Here is an 18530-nt window from a genome sequence, read left to right as displayed (position 1 = left end):
TTCGAGCAGCCCGACGACCTGCAGCCGCCGCGCCTCACTGACCCGGCACGAACCGGTAGCCCATCCCCGCCTCCGTCAGCAGGAATCGCGGGCGCGCCGGATCGGGCTCGAGCTTCTTGCGCAGCTGCGCGAGGTACAGCCGGAGGTAGCCCGTGTCGGTCACGTGCGACGGCCCCCAGATCTCGTCGAGCAGCGAGCGCCGCGTCACGAGCTTGCCGGCGTTGCGCACCAGGATCTCGAGCACCTGCCACTCCGTCGGCGTGAGCCGCACGGAGGCGCCGCCCCGCGTCGCGCTCTTGGCCACCAGGTCGACGGTCACCTCACCGATCACCACGAGCGGCTCTCCGTCGGCGGGCTGCACCCGCCGCGACAGCGCCCGGATGCGCGCGAGGACCTCGTCCATCGAGAACGGCTTGGTCACGTAGTCGTCGGCGCCGGCGTCGAGCGCGTCGACCTTGTCGGCCGCTCCCGTGCGCCCGGACACGACCAGGATCGGCGCGCTCGTCCAGCCGCGCAGCCCGTGGATGACCTCGACCCCGTCGAGCCGCGGCATGCCGAGGTCGATCATGTAGAGATCGGGGTGCTCGTCGACCGCCTTGTTGATCGCCTCCGTGCCGTCGCCCGCGGTGACCACCTCGTAGCCGCGCGCCGTCAGCGTGATGCGCAGCGCCCGCAGGATCTGCGGGTCGTCGTCGGCGATCAGGATCTTCATGCGGCTCCCTCGGGGGTCGGCGGTTCGGAGGTGGCGGGCCCGGTGGGGAGGGGCAGCGTCACCACCATCGTGAGCCCGCCTCCCGGAGTGTCCTCGGTCTCGAGTGTGCCGCCCATCCCCTCGGTGAACCCCTTCGACAGCGCGAGCCCGAGCCCCAGTCCGGTGAGGTTGTCGTCGTCGCCGAGCCGCTGGAACGGCACGAAGATCTCGGCCCGCCGCTCCTGGGCGACTCCCGGCCCGTGGTCCACGATCCGGATCTGCGAGGCGCCGCCGAAGGTGCTCGACGAGACCCGCACGCGCGTCCCGGGAGGCGCGAAGCGCACCGCGTTCGCCAGCAGGTTCACCACCACCCGCTGCAGCAGGACGGCGTCGGCGAGCACCGGCGGCCCGTCGAGATCGAGGTCGAGGTCGACCTCCGCGGGGCCGAGCCCCAGTTCGTCGAGCGCCGGCAGGACGACGTCGGCCGCGTCGAGCGGAGCCAGAGCCACGGCGAGCGCCCCCGCCTCGAGCCTCGTGACGTCGAGCAGGTCGGTGACGAGCGCGGCCAGGGTCGTGAGGCTCTCGTCGGCGGTCGCGAGCAGCTCCTCCCTGTCGCGGTCGCTCCAGTCGACGTCGCGCGAGCGCAGGCCGCTGATGGCCGCCGTCGCCGCCGCGAGCGGGCGGCGCAGGTCGTGGCTCACCGCCGACAGCAGGGCGCTGCGGACCCGGTCGGTCTCGGCGAGCGGGGCGAGTGAGCTCGCCGTCTCGCTCAGCGCCGCGTTCTCGAGCACCGAGTCGAGCTGCGCGGCGACCACCTGCAGCAGCCGCCGCTCGCTGCCCTCGAGCTGGCGCCCGTGCAGCTCGAGCTCGGCGTGGGCGCCGACGGCGATGCGCACCGGCTCCCCCTCGGGCTGCGGTTCGCCGTCGGCGGCCACCACTGCGCCGTCGCGGACGAGGCGCACCCCGGTCAGACCGAACGCCTCGCGCGAGCGCTCGAGGATCACCTGCAGAGCCCCCTGCCCGCGGATGACTCCGCCGGCGATCGTCGCGAGCAGCTCCGACTCCGCCGCCGAGCGCTTCGCCGCCCGCGCCCGCCGTGCGGCCCGGTCGACGACCGCGCTCACGAGAGCCGCGTTCAGCACATAGAGGACGAGGGCGAGGGCGTGCAGCGGCTCGTCGACGGTGATCGTGTAGAGCGGGTCGACGAAGAAGAAGTCGAGCGTCAGCCCCGAGAGCACGGCGGCGAACAGCGCGGGCCAGATCCCGCCGACGAGCGCGACGAGCACCACCAGCAGCTGGTACGAGAGCACGTCGCTCGTGATCGACTCGTCGCTGCGGAGGCTCGAGAGCAGCCAGGTGATCAGCGGGCCGCCCACGAGCGCGAGCGCCATGCCCAGGATCTTGCGCCGCAGGGTCAGTGCTCCGTCGAGTCTCGGCAGCACCGCCGTGCGCCCGGCGGCCGAGTGGTTGACGATGTGCACGTCGATGTTGCCCGACTCGCGGATCACGGTCGCGCCGATGCCCGGAGTGAGCGCGGAGGCGAGGCGGCTGCGCCGGCTCACGCCGAGCACGAGCTGCGTCGCGTTCACCGACCGCGCGAACTCCACGAGGGTGCGCGGGACGTCCTCGCCGACCACCTGGTGGTAGCTGCCGCCGAGCTTCTCGACGAGCGCCCGCTGCGCCTCGAGCACGTGCGGCCGCGGGGTGCGCAGCCCGTCGGGCGTGACCACGTGCACGGCGACGAGGTCGCCTCCGGAGGCTCGCGCGGCGATCCGCGCACCGCGGCGCAGCAGGGTCTCGCCCTCCGGCCCTCCGGTGAGCGTGACGACCACGCGCTCGCGCGCCTCCCAGGTGCTGTCGATGCCGTGCTCGCCGCGGTAGTCGCGCAGCGCGCTGTCGACCTCGTCGGCGAGCCAGAGCAGGGCGAGCTCGCGCAGGGCGGTCAGGTTGCCGAGTCGGAAGTAGTTCGAGAGGGCCGCGTCGATGCGCTCGGGCGGGTAGACCCGGCCGTCGGCGAGGCGGTCGCGGAGGGCCTGCGGGGCGAGGTCGACGACCTCGATCTGGTCGGCCGCGCGGAGCACCGCATCCGGGATCGTCTCGCGCTGCGGCGCCCCGGTGATCGCCTGCACGACGTCGTTGAGCGACTCGATGTGCTGGATGTTGACGGTCGAGAAGACAGTGATCCCGGCGTCGAGCAGGGCGCGGACGTCCTCCCAGCGCTTCTCGTGGCGGGAGCCGGGGGCGTTGGTGTGGGCGAGCTCGTCGACCAGCGCGACATCGGGGCGGCGCGCGAGCACCGCCTCCAGGTCCATCTCGTCGAGCCGGACGCCGCGGTGCTCGACCTCGCGCCGCGGGATCACCTCGAGCCCCTCGACCATGGCCGCGGTGGCCGCGCGGCCGTGGGTCTCGACGACCGCGACGACGACGTCCCTGCCCTCGGCGGCGAGCCGGCGGCCCTCCTCGAGCATGGTGTACGTCTTGCCCACGCCGGGGGCCGCGCCGAGCAGCACGCGCAGGCGGCCCTTCGTCATGCTCCGGCCCCCACCTTCGGCTCGCAGGATCGACTCCGGCTCGCGGAATCGGCGGACTCCGACGAGCCGAACGCGATTCTACGAGCCGGAGGTGCGCCGGGGGCCGGAGCGAGGATCACAGGCGGGCCAGGGCGAGGTTGAGCTCGAGCACGTTCACGGTCGGGTCGCCGAGGTAGCCGAGCTCGCGCCCCTGCACCTGCGACTCGACCAGGGCGCGCACGTCGTCCGCGGCCAGGCCGCGCGCCTCGGCGACGCGGTCGACCTGCAGCAGCGCGTAGGCGGGGCTGATGTCGGGGTCGAGCCCCGAGGCCGAGGCGGTGAGAGCGTCGGCGGGCACGTCGGCGGGGTCGACTCCCTCGAAGGAGGCGATCGCCGCGCGACGCTCCTCGATCGCGGCGACGAGGTCGGCGTTCTCGGGTCCGAGGTTGCCGCCGCTCGAGGCGCTCGCGTCGTAGCCGTCGCCCGCGGCCGACGGCCGCGACTGGAACCACTCGGGCAGCGGGGCGCCGTCGGCGTCGGTGAACGACTGGCCGATCAGCGAGGAGCCGACGACCTCGCCGTTCTCGGTGAGCATCGAGCCGTTCGCCTGGTCGGCGAACGCGACCTGGCCGATGCCGGTGATGGCGAGGGGGTACACGACGCCGAGGGCGACGGTGAGGACGAGCATGGCGCGGAGCGCGACTCCGTACTGCCGGAGTCCCGTTCGGGTGGAGGTCATGAGGGTGTCTGCTTTCTGCTGACGGTGGTCCGGCGCTCAGAAGCCGGGGATGAGGGAGACGACGAGGTCGATGATCTTGATCCCGATGAACGGCGCGATCACTCCGCCGAGCCCGTAGACCAGCAGGTTGCGGCTGAGGACCTTCGAGGCGCTCAGCGCCCGGTAGGCGACTCCCCGCAGGGCCAGCGGGATCAGCACGATGATCACCAGCGCGTTGAAGATGATCGCCGAGAGGATCGCCGACGCCGGGGAGTGCAGCTGCATGATGTTGAGCAGTGCGAGACCCGGGAACACTCCCGCGAACATCGCGGGGATGATCGCGAAGTACTTCGCCACGTCGTTCGCGATCGAGAACGTGGTCAGCGCTCCGCGGGTGATCAGCAGCTGCTTGCCGATGCGCACGATGTCGATGAGCTTCGTCGGGTCGGAGTCGAGGTCGACCATGTTGCCGGCCTCCTTCGCGGCCGACGTGCCGGTGTTCATCGCGACGCCGACGTCGGCCTGCGCGAGGGCGGGCGCGTCGTTGGTGCCGTCGCCGGTCATCGCGACGAGGTTGCCGCCCTCCTGCTCCTTGCGGATGTAGTCGAGCTTCTGCTCCGGAGTCGCCTCGGCGAGGTAGTCGTCGACCCCCGCCTCCGCAGCGATCGCCTTCGCGGTCAGCGGGTTGTCGCCCGTGATCATCACGGTGCGGATGCCCATGGCGCGCAGGTCGGCGAAGCGCTCGGCGAGCCCCTCCTTCACGACGTCCTTGAGGTGCACGACTCCGAGGATCCGTGCTCCGGAGGCGTCCTTCACGGCGACGACGAGAGGCGTCCCACCGCTCTCCGACACCGTGTCCACGATCTCGGCGAGCTGGTCGGCGACGGGCCCGGCGAGCGGTCCCTCCTCCTCCACCCAGGCGCGCACGGCGCTGCCGGCGCCCTTGCGGATCGAGGTGCCGTCGGGCAGATCGAGCCCGCTCATGCGGGTCTGGGCGGTGAACGGCACGACGACCGCGTGGCCCGGCTCGGCGACGGCGCGCCCCGAGGCGACCGCGAGGTCCACGATCGATTTGCCCTCCGGAGTGGGATCGCTGAGCGAGGAGGAGGCCGCGGCGTCCGAGAGGTCGGCCTCGCGCACTCCGTCGAGGGTCAGGAACGCGGTCGCGCGCCGGTTGCCGTAGGTGATGGTGCCGGTCTTGTCCAGCAGCAGCGTGGTGACGTCGCCCGCGGCCTCGACCGCGCGGCCCGACATGGCCAGCACGTTGCGCTGCACGAGCCGGTCCATGCCGGCGATGCCGATCGCCGAGAGCAGGGCGCCGATGGTGGTCGGGATGAGGCAGACCAGGAGCGCGACGAGAACGGGCACGCTGACGGGCGCTGCGGCGTAGGACGCGATCGGGTTCAGCGTCAGGGTGACGACGACGAAGACGATCGACAGGCTCGCGAGCAGGATGTTCAACGCGATCTCGTTCGGCGTCTTCTGGCGGGAGGCTCCCTCGACCAGACCGATCATGCGGTCGACGAAGGTCTCGCCCGGCTTCGACGTGATCCGCACGATGATGCGGTCAGAGAGCACGCGGGTGCCGCCGGTGACCGCACTGCGGTCGCCGCCCGACTCGCGGACGACGGGCGCCGACTCCCCGGTGATCGCCGACTCGTCGACGGAGGCGATGCCCCAGACGATGTCGCCGTCGCCCGGGATCAGGTCGCCGGCCTCGACCACGACGTGGTCGCCGAGCTGCAGGTCGGAGGAGGAGACCTCCCGGATCTGCGCGTGCGTCGCGGCACCGTCTCCGGCCCGGTACTCGAGCAGGCGCCGGGCCATGGTGCTGGTGCGCGTCTTCCGGAGGCTGTCGGCCTGCGCCTTGCCGCGACCCTCGGCGACCGACTCGGCCAGGTTGGCGAACACGACGGTCAGCCAGAGCCAGATCGCGATGCCCCAGGTGAAGGAGCCGGGGACGGGCGCGCCGCCCGACTCCTGGGCGCCGCCGACGAACGGCTCGGCTATCGCGAGCAGGGTGGTGAGCGCGGCCCCGACCTCGACGAGGAACATGACCGGGTTCTTCACCATCAGGCGCGGGTCGAGCTTGCGGAACGCTCCGGGGAGCGCGGCGAGGATCTGCTCGACGCTGAACGCCGAACCGCCTCGCTTCGGAGTCTTCTCGCGGTCGGGCGACGAAGCGGGCTTGTCGAGTGTCGTGGTCATGGTGTTACTGGAGTCCTTCTGCGAGGGGTCCGAGTGCGAGCACGGGGAAGTAGGTGAGTGCGGTGACGATCACGGTGACGCCCACGAGCAGGCCGACGAACTGCGGCCGGTGGGTGGGCAGCGTTCCCGCGGTCGACGGAGTCGTGCCCTGCTTCGCGAGCGAGCCGGCGAGCGCCAGCACCATCACGATCGGGAGGAACCGGCCGAGCAGCATCGCGACTCCGAGCGCCGTGTTGAACCACGGAGTGTTCGCTGTGAGCCCCGCGAACGCCGAGCCGTTGTTGTTCGCGGCCGAGGTGAAGGCGTAGAGCACCTCCGAGAGGCCGTGCAGCCCCGGGTTCCAGATCGACGTGCTCTCGACGTCGGCCCGCACGGCGGGGATCGCGAAACTGAGCGCGGTGCCGGCGAGTACGAGGGTCGGCGTGATCAGGATGTAGATGCTGGCGAGCTTGATCTCGTAGGGGCCGAGCTTCTTGCCCAGGTACTCCGGGGTGCGCCCGACGAGCAGCCCGCCGATGAAGACGGCGAGGATCGCGAGGACGAGCATGCCGTAGAGGCCCGAGCCGACGCCGCCGGGGGCGACCTCGCCGAGCATCATGTTGAGCATCGGCAGCATGCCGCCGAGGGCCGTGTAGGAGTCGTGCATCGAGTTGACGGCGCCGGTCGAGGTGAGCGTGCTCGTCGCCCCGAACAGGGCGGATCCGGCGATGCCGAAGCGCGTCTCCTTGCCCTCCATCGCACCCCCTGCGGCCTGCGGAGCGGCGCCGCCGCCCGCGAGCTCGAGCAGGGTGAGCGCCGTGAGGGAGGCGAGGAAGATCGTCGCCATCGCGGCGAGGATCGCGTACCCCTGCTTCGCGTTGCCGACCATGCGGCCGAAGGTGCGCGGGAGCGAGAACGGGATCGCCAGCATCAGGACGACCTGCAGCAGGCTCGTCCACGCGGCCGGGTTCTCGAACGGATGCGCGGAGTTGGCGTTGAAGAAGCCGCCGCCGTTGGTGCCGACCATCTTGATCGCCTCCTGCGAGGCGACCGGCCCGCCGGGGATGCTCTGCGTCGCGCCCGTGATCGTCGTGACGTCGGTGAATCCGGCGACGTTCTGGATCACGCCCCCGGCCAGCAGCAGGATCGCCGTGACCACCGACAGGGGCAGGAGGAGGCGGAGGGTCCCGCGGGTGAGATCGACCCAGAAGTTGCCGATGGAGTCGCTGCCGCGGCGCGCGAATCCGCGCACGAGGGCGATGGCGACGGCGATGCCGACTCCGGCCGAGACGAAGTTCTGCACGGCGAGGCCGATCAGCTGGACCGTGTAGCCCATGGTCACGTCGGGCGAGTACGACTGCCAGTTCGTGTTGGTGACGAACGACACCGCCGTGTTGAACGACAGGCCCTCGGGGATCGCCGGGAACCCGAGCGAGTACGGCAGGACGGCCTGCGCGCGCTGGATCGCGTAGACGAGGAGGACCCCGATGAGCGAGAACGCGAGCACACCGCGCAGGTAGGCGCTCCAGCTCTGCTCGGCGCGCGGGTCGACCCCGATGAGCCGGTAGAAGCCGCGCTCGACGGCGAGGTCCTTCGCCGAGGAGTAGAGGTGCGCCATGTAGTCGCCGAGCGGGCGGTGGAGCAGCACGAGGATGAGGACGACGGAGGCGACCTGGAGGATCGCGAGGACGGCGGCCATCAGAAGCGCTCCGGCTTCACGAGGGCGAAGACGAGGTAGCCGATCGCGGCGATCGCGAGGACCGCGGCGAGGGAGTCGAAGACGATCATCCCCGGCCCCCTCCAACCTTCGCTGCGCGAAGGCCGGAGCCTCCGGGCCGTGGGCCCATGATGTCCTCGCTGATCGCCGCGCGAGAGCCGGAGGTGCCGCGCGGCTTGGGCGCGAGCTTCTCGACCCCCTTGGCGATGACGCCGACGAGCGCGAACACGGCGAGGATGCCGATCACGTAGACAAGGTCGAGCACGAGAGAACTCCATCCGCGGGCGGAGGGCGCCCCCGAGTGCGGAGGCGTCCGGCCGGACCACGACGCACGCGGCACCGGCACGAGTCCTGATGCAACACCCGGACCGGCGGTCCCCTGCGGGCCCTAACGCCTTCCATACGCGTTCCCGGTCGACCCTCACGCTCTGCTCACAGTCGGGTCCTGCCGATCCCGTGCGCACTCCTCCCCCGAGGGGATCGATCGGTCGGAGACGGCCCGTCCGAGTCGGCCGCACGGGCCTTCTGCGACGGATCGACCGTCCGACCCGAGGACGGGCGCTCGGGCCAGTGCGGGCGCTCGACCAGGATCCTCGTGAGGGTCCGCCTCCACTCCGTGAGAGCGATCTCCCGCCGCCGCGGCGCGGATCGCCGGGCGCGAAGGTCACGGTTCGGCAACACCCGCGACTCGGGCCGTTCCGTCCTTTACAGAGCGGGATGGAGCCAATATGTTGTCTCCGTGGACAAAGCCCCTCGGGGCTCCCCGCCCTTCCGGGCGACGACACGACGGTGTGCACGACGTGCACACTCTCGCGCCGTCCTCCCCCACAGGACACTGCTTTCAGAGAGGAATGCACTCCATGAAGTTCTCCCGCGGCATCACGACGCTGGCCGCAGCCGGCATCATCTCCCTCGGCCTCGCCGCCTGTTCGGCGAGCCCCGCCGCCTCCGGTGGCGGAGGAGGCGAAAGCGCTGAAGGCGACTGCACCGTCGGCATCTCGATGCCGACCCGCAGCCTCGAGCGCTGGATCAACGACGGCGAAGGCCTGCAGTCGAAGCTCGAGGACGACGGCTGCACCGTCGACCTCCAGTACGCCGACAACAAGACCGACCAGCAGATCTCGCAGATCCAGAACCAGCTCGCCGGCGGATCGAAGATCCTCGTCATCGCCGCCATCGACGGTGAGGCGCTCGCCCCCGTCCTGGCCGAGGCGAAGAGCCAGAACGCCACTGTCATCGCCTACGACCGCCTGATCAACGGCACCGCCGACGTCGACTACTACGCGACGTTCGACAACTACAAGGTCGGCCAGCTCCAGGGCGAGTACATCGAGGACACCCTCGACCTCGCCAACGCCGCGGGCCCCTTCAACCTCGAGCCCTTCGCCGGCAGCCCCGACGACAACAACGCGAAGTTCTTCTTCTCGGGAGCCTGGGACGTCCTCCAGCCCTACATCGAGAGCGGCAAGCTCGTCGTCCCGTCGGGCAAGTCGCCCGCCAGCGACGACGATTGGGCCTCGATCGGCATCCAGGGCTGGGCGTCCGACAAGGCGCAGGCCGAGATGGACAACCGCCTCTCCTCCTTCTACACCGGAGACCAGAAGGTCGACGTGGTGCTCTCGCCCAACGACAGCCTCGCGATCGGCATCGAGGCCTCGCTCAAGTCCGCCGGCTACGCGCCCGGCGCCGACTACCCGGTGATCTCCGGACAGGACGCCGACAAGGCGAACGTCAAGGCGATCCTCGCCGACGAGCAGTCGATGACGGTCTGGAAGGACACGCGCGAGCTCGGCGACCGCGTCTTCCAGATGGTGCAGTCGATCGTCGCGGGCGAGGAGCCCGAGGTGAACGACACCGAGACGTACGACAACGGCGAGAAGGTCGTCCCGTCCTACCTCCTCGAGCCGCAGGTCGTGACCAAGGACGACGTGCAGTCGGCCCTGATCGACTCCGGCTTCCTCAAGGCCGGCGACGTCGGACTCTGATCCACCCGCGGGGGCGGGGAGGCGCCGTCCTCCCCGCCCCCGCACCCCGCTCGCACCCACCACTCCACAACGAAGTGAGGCCCTGTTGGCCAGTCCCATCCTCATCATGCGCGACATCGTCAAGGAGTTCGGGGGCGGCGTCCGCGCCCTCGACGGCGTCTCGCTCTCGGTCCAGCCCGGCGAGGTCCACGCCATCTGCGGCGAGAACGGCGCCGGCAAGTCGACGCTGATGAAAGTCCTCTCGGGCGTCTACCCCGTCGGCAGCTTCGAGGGCTCCATCGAGTTCGAGGGCAAGGAGGCGCAGTACCGCTCCATCAACGACAGCGAGGCCGACGGCATCGTCATCATCCACCAGGAGCTCGCCCTCAGCCCCTACCTCTCGATCGCCGAGAACATCTTCCTCGGGAACGAGAAGTCGACCCGCGGAGTCATCAACTGGAACGTCACCAACGCGGAGGCGGCCAAGCTGCTCGCCCGCGTCGGTCTCGCCGAGAACCCGGCGACCAAGATCCTCGAGCTCGGAGTCGGCAAGCAGCAGCTCGTCGAGATCGCCAAGGCCCTCGCCAAGGAGGTCAAGCTCCTCATCCTCGACGAGCCGACGGCCGCCCTCAACGACGAGGACAGCGACCACCTGCTCGGCCTCATCGATCAGCTCCGCAAGCAGGGCATCACCTGCATCATCATCAGCCACAAGCTGAAGGAGATCCGCGCGATCGCGGACACCGTCACGATCATCCGCGACGGCCGCACGATCGAGAGCTTCGCGATGGCCGGCGAGGACGCCTCCGAGAGCCGCATCATCCGCGCGATGGTCGGCCGCGATCTCAACAGCATGTTCCCGCCGCGCGATCCGCAGATCGGCGACGAGAAGCTCCGCGTCGAGCACTGGACCGTGCACCACCCCGTCGACATCAACCGCGTGGTCGTCGAGGACGCCTCCTTCACCGTCCGCGCCGGCGAGATCGTCGGCTTCGCCGGTCTCATGGGCGCCGGTCGCACCGAGCTCGCGATGAGCATCTTCGGGAGGAGCTACGGCACCGGTATCTCGGGTCGCGTCTTCAAGGACGGCCGCGAGATCCAGACCCGCACCGTCGAGGAGGCGATCCGCAACGGCCTCGCCTACGCCACCGAGGACCGCAAGCGCTACGGCCTCAACCTCATCGGCGACATCACCGTGAACGTGTCGGCCGCGGCGCTCTCACGGCTCGCCCGGCTCGGCGTGATCGACAAGCACCGCGAGTACAAGGTCGCCGACTCCTACCGCTCGAAGATGAACATCAAGGCTCCGAGCGTCTCGGCCGTGACCGGCAAGCTCTCGGGAGGCAACCAGCAGAAGGTCGTCCTCTCGAAGTGGATCTTCTCGGGCCCCGACGTGCTGATCCTCGACGAGCCCACCCGCGGCATCGACGTGGGAGCGAAGTACGAGATCTACGGGATCATCAACGAGCTCGCGGCCCAGGGCAAGGCGGTCGTCGTCATCTCGTCCGAGCTGCCCGAGCTGATCGGGCTCGCCGACCGCATCTACACCATCTCCGAGGGGCGCATCACGGGCGAGATCGACCGTGCCGACGCCACCCAGGAGCACCTCATGCACTACATGACCGCCGGAAGGGACCAGGCCCGATGAGCGCCACGACCACCACAGCGCCGGCAGGCACGCCGGCGAACACGCCGTCGACTCCGCCGAAGCGCGCACGCCGACTCAACATCAACCTCCGCCAGTACGGCATCCTCGCCGCGCTCGCCATCATCATCCTGCTGTTCCAGATCCTGACGAACGGCCGCCTCCTGCTGCCGGGCAACGTCAACAACCTGATCCAGCAGAACGCCTACGTGCTGATCCTCGCGATCGGCATGGTGATGGTCATCATCGCCGGCCACATCGACCTGTCGGTCGGCTCGGTCGTCGCGATGGTCGGCGCGATCTCGGCGATCGCGATGAACAACTGGGGTCTGCCGTGGTGGGCCGCGGTCGTCGTCGCCCTCGTCACCGGCGCCGCGGTCGGCGCCTGGCAGGGCTTCTGGGTGGCGTTCGTCGGGATACCCGCGTTCATCGTCACCCTCGCCGGCATGCTGATCTTCCGAGGGTTCACCCTGGTGCTGCTCACCGGCGGCACGATCAACGGCCTGCCCACCGAGTTCACCGCGATCGGTGCGGGCTGGCTGCCCGGCTTCCTCGGCGGGATCCTCGGCCGCGACGCCCTCACCCTGCTGCTCGGACTCCTCGTCTGCGTCGCGCTCGTCGCGCAGCAGCTGCGCAGCCGTGCGACGCTGCGCCGCCTCGAGCTCCCTCGCGAGCCGCTCGCCTCCTTCTGGATCAAGTCGGTCATCGCGGTCGTCGCGATCATGGCCCTCGCCTGGCTGCTCTCGGGCTACAGCGGAACCCCGATCATCCTGATCGTGCTCGCCGTGCTGATCCTCGCCTACAGCTTCGTGCTCGGCCGCACCGTCTTCGGCCGCCACATCTACGCGATGGGCGGCAACCTGTTCGCGGCGATGATGTCGGGCGTCAAGACGAAGTGGGTCAACTTCTTCATCTTCGTCAACATGGGCGCACTGGCCGGAGTCGCGGGCATCGTGAGCACGGCCCGCGCCGGCGGCGCGGTCGCCTCGGCCGGTCAGAACTACGAGCTCGACGCGATCGCGGCGGTCTTCATCGGCGGCGCGGCCGTGCAGGGAGGCGTCGGCACCGTCGTCGGAGCCGTCATCGGCGGTCTCGTGATGGGCGTCCTGAACATGGGCCTGTCGATCCTGTCGGTCGACGCCGCCTGGCAGATGGCGATCAAGGGCTTCGTGCTGCTGCTCGCCGTCGCGTTCGACATCTTCAACAAGCGGAGGGCGGGCGGGCGCTAGCCGGAGCTTCCCCCTATACAGTGCTCGGGCGCGGCGCTCTCCTCGAGGGAGCCGCGCCCGAGCGCATCCAGGGCCCGGACAGGGTCGCCCCGACGAGAGACGGACGAGCATGGCAGGAGCAGTCGGCGCCTCCAGCAACGCCCTGCTGCGCCGCCACAACCTCGCCGCCATCGCGACCCTGGTGCACCGGTCGGGCCCGACGAGCCGCGCCGAGCTGGGTCGCCTGACCGGCCTCAACCGCTCCGCGGTCGCGAACCTCGTCGGCGAGCTGACCGAGCTCGGCTGGGTCGACGAGGAGACGACGGCCCCCGACGGGCGCATCGGCCGCCCGAGCGCGACCGTGGTCCCCGGCCGCGCCTTCGCCGCCGTCGGCGTGCACCTCGACACCGACGCGATCATCGTCGGCCTCGTGGGCCTGAACGGCGACCTGCTCCGCCGCGTCCGCTTCGACACCCCCAAGCCGGCGTCTCCCGACACGGTGGTCCGCGTCGTCACGGGCATCGTCGAGGGGTTCCGGGCCGAGCGGGAGTCGCGCCGCATCCTCCTGGGCGCCGGCGTCGCGGTGCCGGGGCTGGTCCACGCCGACTCCGGCTTCATCCACCTGGCCCCGCACCTCGGCTGGCGCGACGTCGACCTCTCCTCGCGGCTCGGCCGAGCGCTCGATCTGCCGGTGTCGGTCGGCAACGACGCGACGCTCGGCGCGATCGGGGAGTCGCTCTTCGGTGCGGCCCGCGGAGTCGCCGACGTCGTCTACGTGACGGGCGGTGCCGGCGGGATCGGCGGCGGAGTCATCATCGGCGGGAACCCGCTGCAGGGCTCCTCCGGGTTCGCCGCGGAGCTCGGCCACACGCTCGTCGCCACGAACGGCCGGCGCTGCGGCTGCGGGCGCCACGGCTGCCTCGAGGCGGAGGTGCGGATGCGCTCCCTCCTCGACGTGCTCGGCGCGAGGGTCCTCGACCAGGACGAGCTCGACATCGCCCTCGGCACCTCCCGCGACCCGGCCGTGCTGGCCGAGGTCGCCCGCCAGGTCGACCTGCTCTCGGAGGGACTCTCGACCTACATCAACCTCTTCAACCCCACGGCTGTCGTGCTCGGGGGGTTCCTCGGCTCGCTGCTGACCGTCGATCGCGAGCGGCTCGCCGCGCGGGTGTCGGCGCGCGCCCTCAGCCACCTCGCACGGGGCGTGCGGATCGAGCGCGCGGCCCTGCGATCACGGCTGGAGCTGGTCGGTGCCGCGGAACTGCCCTGGCGCCGAGCACTGGCCGACCCCGCCGCCGTCGCCGGCGACTCCGATCCGCCCCCCGACGCGATCGCGCCCGCCGACGCCCTCGGCGCCTCCGCCTGACCCCCGACGAACCGAGAAGACCATGGCCGACTTCAACGAGATGATCATCGACGAGTTCCGCGCGAACGACGGAACCGTGACGACCGCGGGGTTCGGGCGCAGCCTCGTCCTCGTGCACCACACCGGTGCCCGCTCCGGTGAGGAGCGCATCGCCCCGCTGATGGCGATCCGCGCCTCCGACGACGTCTGGCTGATCGCCGCGTCCGCCGCGGGAGCGCCGAAGCACCCCGCGTGGTTCCACAACCTGGTGGCGCACCCCGACACCACGATCGAGACCCCCGACGACGGCACGGTCGCCGTGCGGGCCCGGGTGCTCGAGGGGGCGGAGCGCGACGCGGGCTGGGCGCGCTTCACCGCTGCCTCCGACGGCTTCGCGGGCTACGAGAAGAAGACCACCCGGATCATCCCGGTCGTGGAGCTGACCCGCCGCTGACCCGCCTCAGCGGAAGGGGACCGGCACGATGTCCGGGGTCGACCAGCGCAGCGCGATCCGCTCGCGGAACCCGTCGCGGCGCAGCTCGGTCTCGAGCGCGTCGATGACGATCGGGAGGAGCGCCCGGCGCGCGACCAGCACGTCGAGCACGATCGCGCTGCTCGCCGTGACGAGCACCGACCCGACCTCGGGCACGACCGCGATCCACTGCTCGGCGCCGACCTGCACGCTCCGGTGGTTCCGGAGTCGGCGGATCAGCTCGGACGGGACGCGGGCATCGAGCGCGGTGACGTCCGCGCGGAGAGCGATCATGCTGCGATGCTGCCCGCCGCGGGCGTCCGCCCGATGAACGCGGCCCCCTCCCCCGGTGACGGTCGGCCGACGTCCTCGCTCAGCGCCAGCCCTCGGGGAGGAGCGCGAGGACCTTCGGCTCCACCTCCAGCGCCAGCGCGGTCGCGATGGTGAGCCGCCTGCTCCACAGGTTCACGAGCATCCGCGCGTGCGCGTCGAAGAAGAACGACTCGATCAGCCCCGACGCCTCCGCGTCGATCCCGGCGTCGACGACGACGCCCGACTCGAAGCCGACGAACGCGAACGAGTGCCTCTCCACTCCCGCGTCGCGCGTCGCGGCCTCGATCGTCAGGGTCCGGACGACCGCGACGGAGTCGACGATCAGCGGGTGCAGCGCCTGGTGCACGTACTCGTCGAGCTCGAGGAAGGCGGCGTAGCGGGGGCAGTGCGGGCACGTGCCCCTCCCCCCGTCGGTGAGGCCGACCTCGGGGAACGCCAGCCACGCCTGCCACCGCCCGACCTCCTCCGCGATCATCCTGTCGACTGCGCTCACTCTCATCGAGGCTCCTCCGCCACGCCTGCACCGCGACCACCGTCGCGGGCTGCGAGGGCGGCGTCGATGTCCACACCACGCGTACCGGTCCCGCTGCGGGCCTATCGGTGCGGCGCCGGCGCCGAGCGCCTCAGTACTGCGCGCCGCCGTAGATCACGAGGCGGCCCCATGAGGCCACCTCGTCGTGGCGCGTCGGGTTCTCGCTCAGCCACCGCAGCCGCGCGGTGCGCAGGGCGACGACGGGGTTGCCGGTCTCGTGCAGGTCGGCGTAGAAGCGGCTCATGATGAGGGCGGTGGGCAGCGAGTAGATGCCGCCCACGCTCCCGATCACGGTCCGGGCGCCGCGCGCGAACAGCGCGGTCGGGAACCCGGAGAGGTCGACTCCCGCGCCGAGCCGCATCTGCGAGTTGCACGAGGCGAGCACGCACAGCGCCGGGTAGCGGTAGTTGAGCGCCTCGGCCGCCGTCATCGACTCCCCGCTGGGCAGGATCTTCACCTGGTGCCAGCCGTTCGCGTCGTCGCCACCGTGCACCCCCATCACGAAGACGGAGGAGTTCTCGATCTCGAGGTAGGGATTGTCGAGCTCGGAGCGGGAGGCGACTCCGCGGGTCACCGGGAACCAGCGCTCGAGCGACTCCTTCTCGAACGACGTGTCCCCGAACGTGTCCTCGTCGAGGATGGCGACGCTCCCCTCGCCGCCGGAGCGGGGGTTGGCGAGCATGTAGCGGACCCCGGCGAGCGACGTGTGCACGGTGGTCAGCGCCCGGTCGATGAGCCGGAGTCCGCCTCCGATCTCGAGCGCGTCGAAGCAGATGTGGAACAGACCGCTCGCCACGACCAGCAGTCGGAGGGGCTCGTCGGCGGTGGCCGTCTCGAGGGCCTCGACCAGAGGATCGGGGAGGAACGGGGTCCCGTCGAGCCAGTCGTCCTCGCCCGTGAGCGCGGTGTCGGTGAGGAGCCCCGGCCACAGCCGCACGTAGTCGAGGTACTCGGCGGGCTCGCCGTCCTCGAGCCAGGTGAGCCGCCGGTAGAGGCGCGGATTCTGGTCGTGCCCGACCATGGCCAGGGTCGAGGGCAGCAGCTGCAGGATGAACGTGGGCTGCGTCTTCGGCAGCTCGCGGAGCAGGTCGGTGGCGCCCGCCTCGTAGAGGGTGCGCGGGTCCATGAGGCTGCCGATGGGTCCGAGCAGCCGCTCCGCGGAGGCGTAGGCGGCCCTCGCCTTGACCACGACCCGCGCGTCGATCCCGCTGCGCATGAGCTCGTCGGCCTCGGGATCGATGGGCTCCGACTCGGCCGATGCGTCCTGCTGGTCGTCGACCTCGCCTGCCCGGCCGGCGGTCTGCACGGCGAGCGCCGCATCGACCACCTCTGCAGGAGCACCTGCCTCGGACGAGGCATTGGCGAGCAGCACGCCGACGCTGTCGCGGCGGGCGACCTCGGCGGCGAGGTCGGCGAGGGCGGCGTCGTCGTGCTCGCGCGCGAAGTCGAGCGCCCGGCGGATGACCACCGACCAGTCCGCGGCGAGGATGCTGCGCTGCGAGAAGGTCGTGGCGTTGAGCACAAGCCGACCGGCCGCGATCACGGCCTCCTCGAGCGCGGCGCGCTCGGCCTCGGGTTCATCGTCGTCGCGCGCGCACAGCGCCAGCACCCAGGCTGCTCTCGCGATGTCGCGCAGCCGGGTCGCGGGGCGGGCAGGCATCAGGTCGAGCGCCTCCGCGGCGTCGAGGCGCGACTGCGGGTCCGCCGTCCTCTCGCCCGGTCGGGTGAGCCAGGATCGCGCGGTGAGCAGGCGGGCACGGTCGAGCGAGGTGAACTTTTCGTCGAGCATCTCGTCGAGGCGCTCGACGACCCGCGCGAGCCGCGACTCCCCGTACAGTGCTGCGTGCACGACGGCGCTCACCCGCAGGCCTGGGCGACCGGCGGTCCGCGAGATGTCGAGCAGATCGGCGACCGCGGTGCCCGTGAGACCGGGCGCCAGGCGGTGCCGATTGAAGCGCACGGCCATCAGCCCGTTCTTCCCCCATCCGGCCCAGAGGACGTCGGCGAGGTCCAGCCACTCGACGGCCGCCTTGGCGTCGGCAGCCGTCGTCACCGTCCGACCCGAGAGAATGAGACTCGAGGACATCTCGAAGGCCGGATTGGCGACCGCATTGAGGCGCCGGCGCTCCGACACGCTCAGGTCCCGGAACGCCGCCGTCAGGGTGCGCGCAGGCGCCCCCACGAGGTCCGGGCGCAGTGGTGCCAGACGGGCGTCCATCCGACGGCGGTGCCACATCAGCGCCGAGTCGTAGTCGCCGCGCGCCTCCGCGTTGGACGCCTCGTGCTGCAGGTACTTGCCTCGGAGCAGCACGTTGCGCTCGCTGAGTTCGCGCATCTCGGTCAGGTCCGCCTGATCACCCGTGGCGCGCTCGTAGGTCGCGCGCTGCCCGAGCGTCATGACGAGCAGGGTCGGGCGCTCACTCACCAGTCGCAGAGCCACCGCCTTCATGGCGTCGATCGCGGCGTCCCACTCGCTCACCCGCCCCGTGCGCCGGGTCGCCCGCACCGCGACGTCGCGAGCGAACAGCTCGATGACGGCCGTGACCGAGTCGGGCGTCGCCAATCCCGGCCAGACGTGATCCGTCGCGGCTATCGGGCCGAGACCCGGAGTCGCCGACTCGAACGCCTCCACCGCACGGAACGCGTATCGGTCGGCCGTCGCGGTGCGCTGTGTCCGGACGTACTCGCTCGTGGCGACGACGAGCACCCACGTCTCGGTGAGGTGGTCCCCCGCCTCGCGGGCGACCACGGCGGCGCGGTCGAAGTCGGCGCGGCGCTCCGCGTCGTCGGGGTCCTCGCGCTCGATCTTCCAGTGCCGGCCCACGAGACCGAGGACCGTGTCGAGCGGTCCGCGGGTGGTCCGCAGCAGCTCGGAGGCCGCCTCCCGGACGACCGTCGAGGCGGGTCGCGCCGGCGGCAGGCCGACGTCGTCCGTCGAGGCCGCCCGGACGATGGTCGACGCCGAGAGGCAGATCGTGGCGAGGCGCGAGGCCCGGTCGGTGTCTCCGATCGACAGCGCGAGGGTGTCCTCGAGGTAGGCGACCCAGGCGTCCGTCTCGGCGGTCTCCGGCGTCTCGGTGGTCTGTGGCAAGCGGGCCCCTCTTCCTCGGCATCGGGTCATCCGATCGTGGCGGCGGCACCCGAGCACCGCAAGAGCGGTAGTACCCGGATCCGAACCCCGGGTCGGGACCGGTGGGCGAGGAGAGCG

General features: G+C 71.2%; 15 protein-coding genes. 5 read left to right on the top strand and 10 right to left on the bottom strand.

Going from position 1 to position 18530, the window contains the following annotated elements:
- Nucleotides 1–34: 34 nt before the first annotated feature.
- From B9Y99_RS16305 to B9Y99_RS16275, 7 genes are all read right to left on the bottom strand, one after another.
- On the bottom strand, nucleotides 35–712 hold the full coding sequence (locus B9Y99_RS16305; protein ID WP_085477676.1) for a response regulator: 678 nt from the start codon (nucleotides 710–712) through the stop codon (nucleotides 35–37).
- On the bottom strand, nucleotides 709–3222 hold the full coding sequence (locus B9Y99_RS16300) for a sensor histidine kinase (protein ID WP_085477675.1): 2514 nt from the start codon (nucleotides 3220–3222) through the stop codon (nucleotides 709–711). The genes B9Y99_RS16305 and B9Y99_RS16300 overlap by 4 nt, the downstream gene beginning before the upstream one ends.
- 115 nt (nucleotides 3223–3337) lie before the next feature.
- A complete protein-coding gene (gene kdpC, locus B9Y99_RS16295; RefSeq protein ID WP_085477674.1) occupies nucleotides 3338–3940 on the bottom strand; it encodes a K(+)-transporting ATPase subunit C in 603 nt (200 codons plus the stop codon).
- A gap of 36 nt (nucleotides 3941–3976) precedes the next feature.
- Nucleotides 3977–6127 carry a potassium-transporting ATPase subunit KdpB gene (gene kdpB / locus B9Y99_RS16290; RefSeq protein ID WP_085477673.1) on the bottom strand — a complete coding sequence of 717 codons (2151 nt, stop codon included), beginning with the start codon at nucleotides 6125–6127 and terminating at the stop codon, nucleotides 3977–3979.
- Nucleotides 6128–6131: 4 nt separating this feature from the next.
- Nucleotides 6132–7805 (bottom strand): potassium-transporting ATPase subunit KdpA, encoded by a 1674-nt coding sequence (gene kdpA / locus B9Y99_RS16285; RefSeq protein WP_085477672.1) that lies wholly within the window; start codon nucleotides 7803–7805, stop codon nucleotides 6132–6134.
- A complete protein-coding gene (locus B9Y99_RS16280) occupies nucleotides 7805–7894 on the bottom strand; it encodes a potassium-transporting ATPase subunit F (RefSeq protein WP_085477671.1) in 90 nt (29 codons plus the stop codon). The genes kdpA and B9Y99_RS16280 overlap by 1 nt, the downstream gene beginning before the upstream one ends.
- The gene (locus B9Y99_RS16275) at nucleotides 7891–8088 is read right to left on the bottom strand and encodes a hypothetical protein (RefSeq protein WP_085477670.1); all 198 of its coding nucleotides are present in this window, start codon (nucleotides 8086–8088) and stop codon (nucleotides 7891–7893) included. Before B9Y99_RS16275 ends, B9Y99_RS16280 begins: the two co-directional genes overlap by 4 nt.
- 595 nt (nucleotides 8089–8683) lie before the next feature.
- Between B9Y99_RS16275 and chvE the strand changes: the two genes are divergently transcribed.
- The 5 genes from chvE to B9Y99_RS16250 all read left to right on the top strand — a co-directional run bounded on the left by chvE (nucleotide 8684) and on the right by B9Y99_RS16250 (nucleotide 14439).
- A complete protein-coding gene (gene chvE, locus B9Y99_RS16270; RefSeq protein ID WP_425298491.1) occupies nucleotides 8684–9808 on the top strand; it encodes a multiple monosaccharide ABC transporter substrate-binding protein in 1125 nt (374 codons plus the stop codon).
- A gap of 106 nt (nucleotides 9809–9914) precedes the next feature.
- Entirely contained in the window at nucleotides 9915–11435 is a 1521-nt protein-coding gene (mmsA, locus tag B9Y99_RS16265) for a multiple monosaccharide ABC transporter ATP-binding protein (RefSeq protein WP_085477668.1), read from the top strand.
- The gene (gene mmsB, locus B9Y99_RS16260) at nucleotides 11432–12661 is read left to right on the top strand and encodes a multiple monosaccharide ABC transporter permease (RefSeq protein ID WP_085477667.1); all 1230 of its coding nucleotides are present in this window, start codon (nucleotides 11432–11434) and stop codon (nucleotides 12659–12661) included. The genes mmsA and mmsB overlap by 4 nt, the downstream gene beginning before the upstream one ends.
- A gap of 109 nt (nucleotides 12662–12770) precedes the next feature.
- Nucleotides 12771–14006: an ROK family transcriptional regulator gene (locus B9Y99_RS16255; protein WP_085477666.1), complete on the top strand. Its 1236-nt coding sequence runs from the start codon at nucleotides 12771–12773 to the stop codon at nucleotides 14004–14006.
- A 22-nt stretch (nucleotides 14007–14028) separates the two neighbouring features.
- Entirely contained in the window at nucleotides 14029–14439 is a 411-nt protein-coding gene (locus B9Y99_RS16250) for a nitroreductase/quinone reductase family protein (protein WP_085477665.1), read from the top strand.
- 6 nt (nucleotides 14440–14445) lie between these two features.
- Here B9Y99_RS16250 and B9Y99_RS16245 read toward each other — a convergent pair whose 3' ends face one another.
- The 3 genes from B9Y99_RS16245 to B9Y99_RS16235 form a co-directional block, all read right to left on the bottom strand.
- Nucleotides 14446–14751: a hypothetical protein gene (locus B9Y99_RS16245; RefSeq protein ID WP_085477664.1), complete on the bottom strand. Its 306-nt coding sequence runs from the start codon at nucleotides 14749–14751 to the stop codon at nucleotides 14446–14448.
- A 79-nt stretch (nucleotides 14752–14830) separates the two neighbouring features.
- Complete coding sequence (locus B9Y99_RS16240) at nucleotides 14831–15289, bottom strand: hypothetical protein (RefSeq protein WP_129588092.1); 459 nt, start codon at nucleotides 15287–15289, stop codon at nucleotides 14831–14833.
- A gap of 124 nt (nucleotides 15290–15413) precedes the next feature.
- Nucleotides 15414–18413: a CHAT domain-containing protein gene (locus B9Y99_RS16235; RefSeq protein ID WP_129588091.1), complete on the bottom strand. Its 3000-nt coding sequence runs from the start codon at nucleotides 18411–18413 to the stop codon at nucleotides 15414–15416.
- Between the last annotated feature and the right edge of the window lie 117 nt (nucleotides 18414–18530).

The organism is Rathayibacter oskolensis, from assembly GCF_900177245.1.
In the GTDB taxonomy this organism is placed as follows: Bacteria; Actinomycetota; Actinomycetes; order Actinomycetales; family Microbacteriaceae; genus Rathayibacter; species Rathayibacter oskolensis.
Note: the sequence above shows the minus strand (reverse complement) of the source record. Positions and strands in the feature narration are given on the sequence as shown.

Bases quoted from the DNA above. Each gene is read 5' to 3' on its own strand.
- B9Y99_RS16245 (WP_085477664.1), bottom strand. From the start codon at position 14,751: ATGATCGCTCTCCGCGCGGACGTCACCGCGCTCGATGCCCGCGTCCCG.
- B9Y99_RS16305 (WP_085477676.1), bottom strand. From the start codon at position 712: ATGAAGATCCTGATCGCCGACGACGACCCGCAGATCCTGCGGGCGCTG.
- mmsA (WP_085477668.1), top strand. From the start codon at position 9,915: ATGCGCGACATCGTCAAGGAGTTCGGGGGCGGCGTCCGCGCCCTCGAC.
- kdpA (WP_085477672.1), bottom strand. From the start codon at position 7,805: ATGGCCGCCGTCCTCGCGATCCTCCAGGTCGCCTCCGTCGTCCTCATC.
- B9Y99_RS16255 (WP_085477666.1), top strand. From the start codon at position 12,771: ATGGCAGGAGCAGTCGGCGCCTCCAGCAACGCCCTGCTGCGCCGCCAC.
- B9Y99_RS16250 (WP_085477665.1), top strand. From the start codon at position 14,029: ATGGCCGACTTCAACGAGATGATCATCGACGAGTTCCGCGCGAACGAC.
- mmsB (WP_085477667.1), top strand. From the start codon at position 11,432: ATGAGCGCCACGACCACCACAGCGCCGGCAGGCACGCCGGCGAACACG.
- kdpB (WP_085477673.1), bottom strand. From the start codon at position 6,127: ATGACCACGACACTCGACAAGCCCGCTTCGTCGCCCGACCGCGAGAAG.
- B9Y99_RS16300 (WP_085477675.1), bottom strand. From the start codon at position 3,222: ATGACGAAGGGCCGCCTGCGCGTGCTGCTCGGCGCGGCCCCCGGCGTG.
- kdpC (WP_085477674.1), bottom strand. From the start codon at position 3,940: ATGACCTCCACCCGAACGGGACTCCGGCAGTACGGAGTCGCGCTCCGC.
- B9Y99_RS16240 (WP_129588092.1), bottom strand. From the start codon at position 15,289: ATGAGAGTGAGCGCAGTCGACAGGATGATCGCGGAGGAGGTCGGGCGG.
- chvE (WP_425298491.1), top strand. From the start codon at position 8,684: ATGAAGTTCTCCCGCGGCATCACGACGCTGGCCGCAGCCGGCATCATC.
- B9Y99_RS16280 (WP_085477671.1), bottom strand. From the start codon at position 7,894: ATGATCGTCTTCGACTCCCTCGCCGCGGTCCTCGCGATCGCCGCGATC.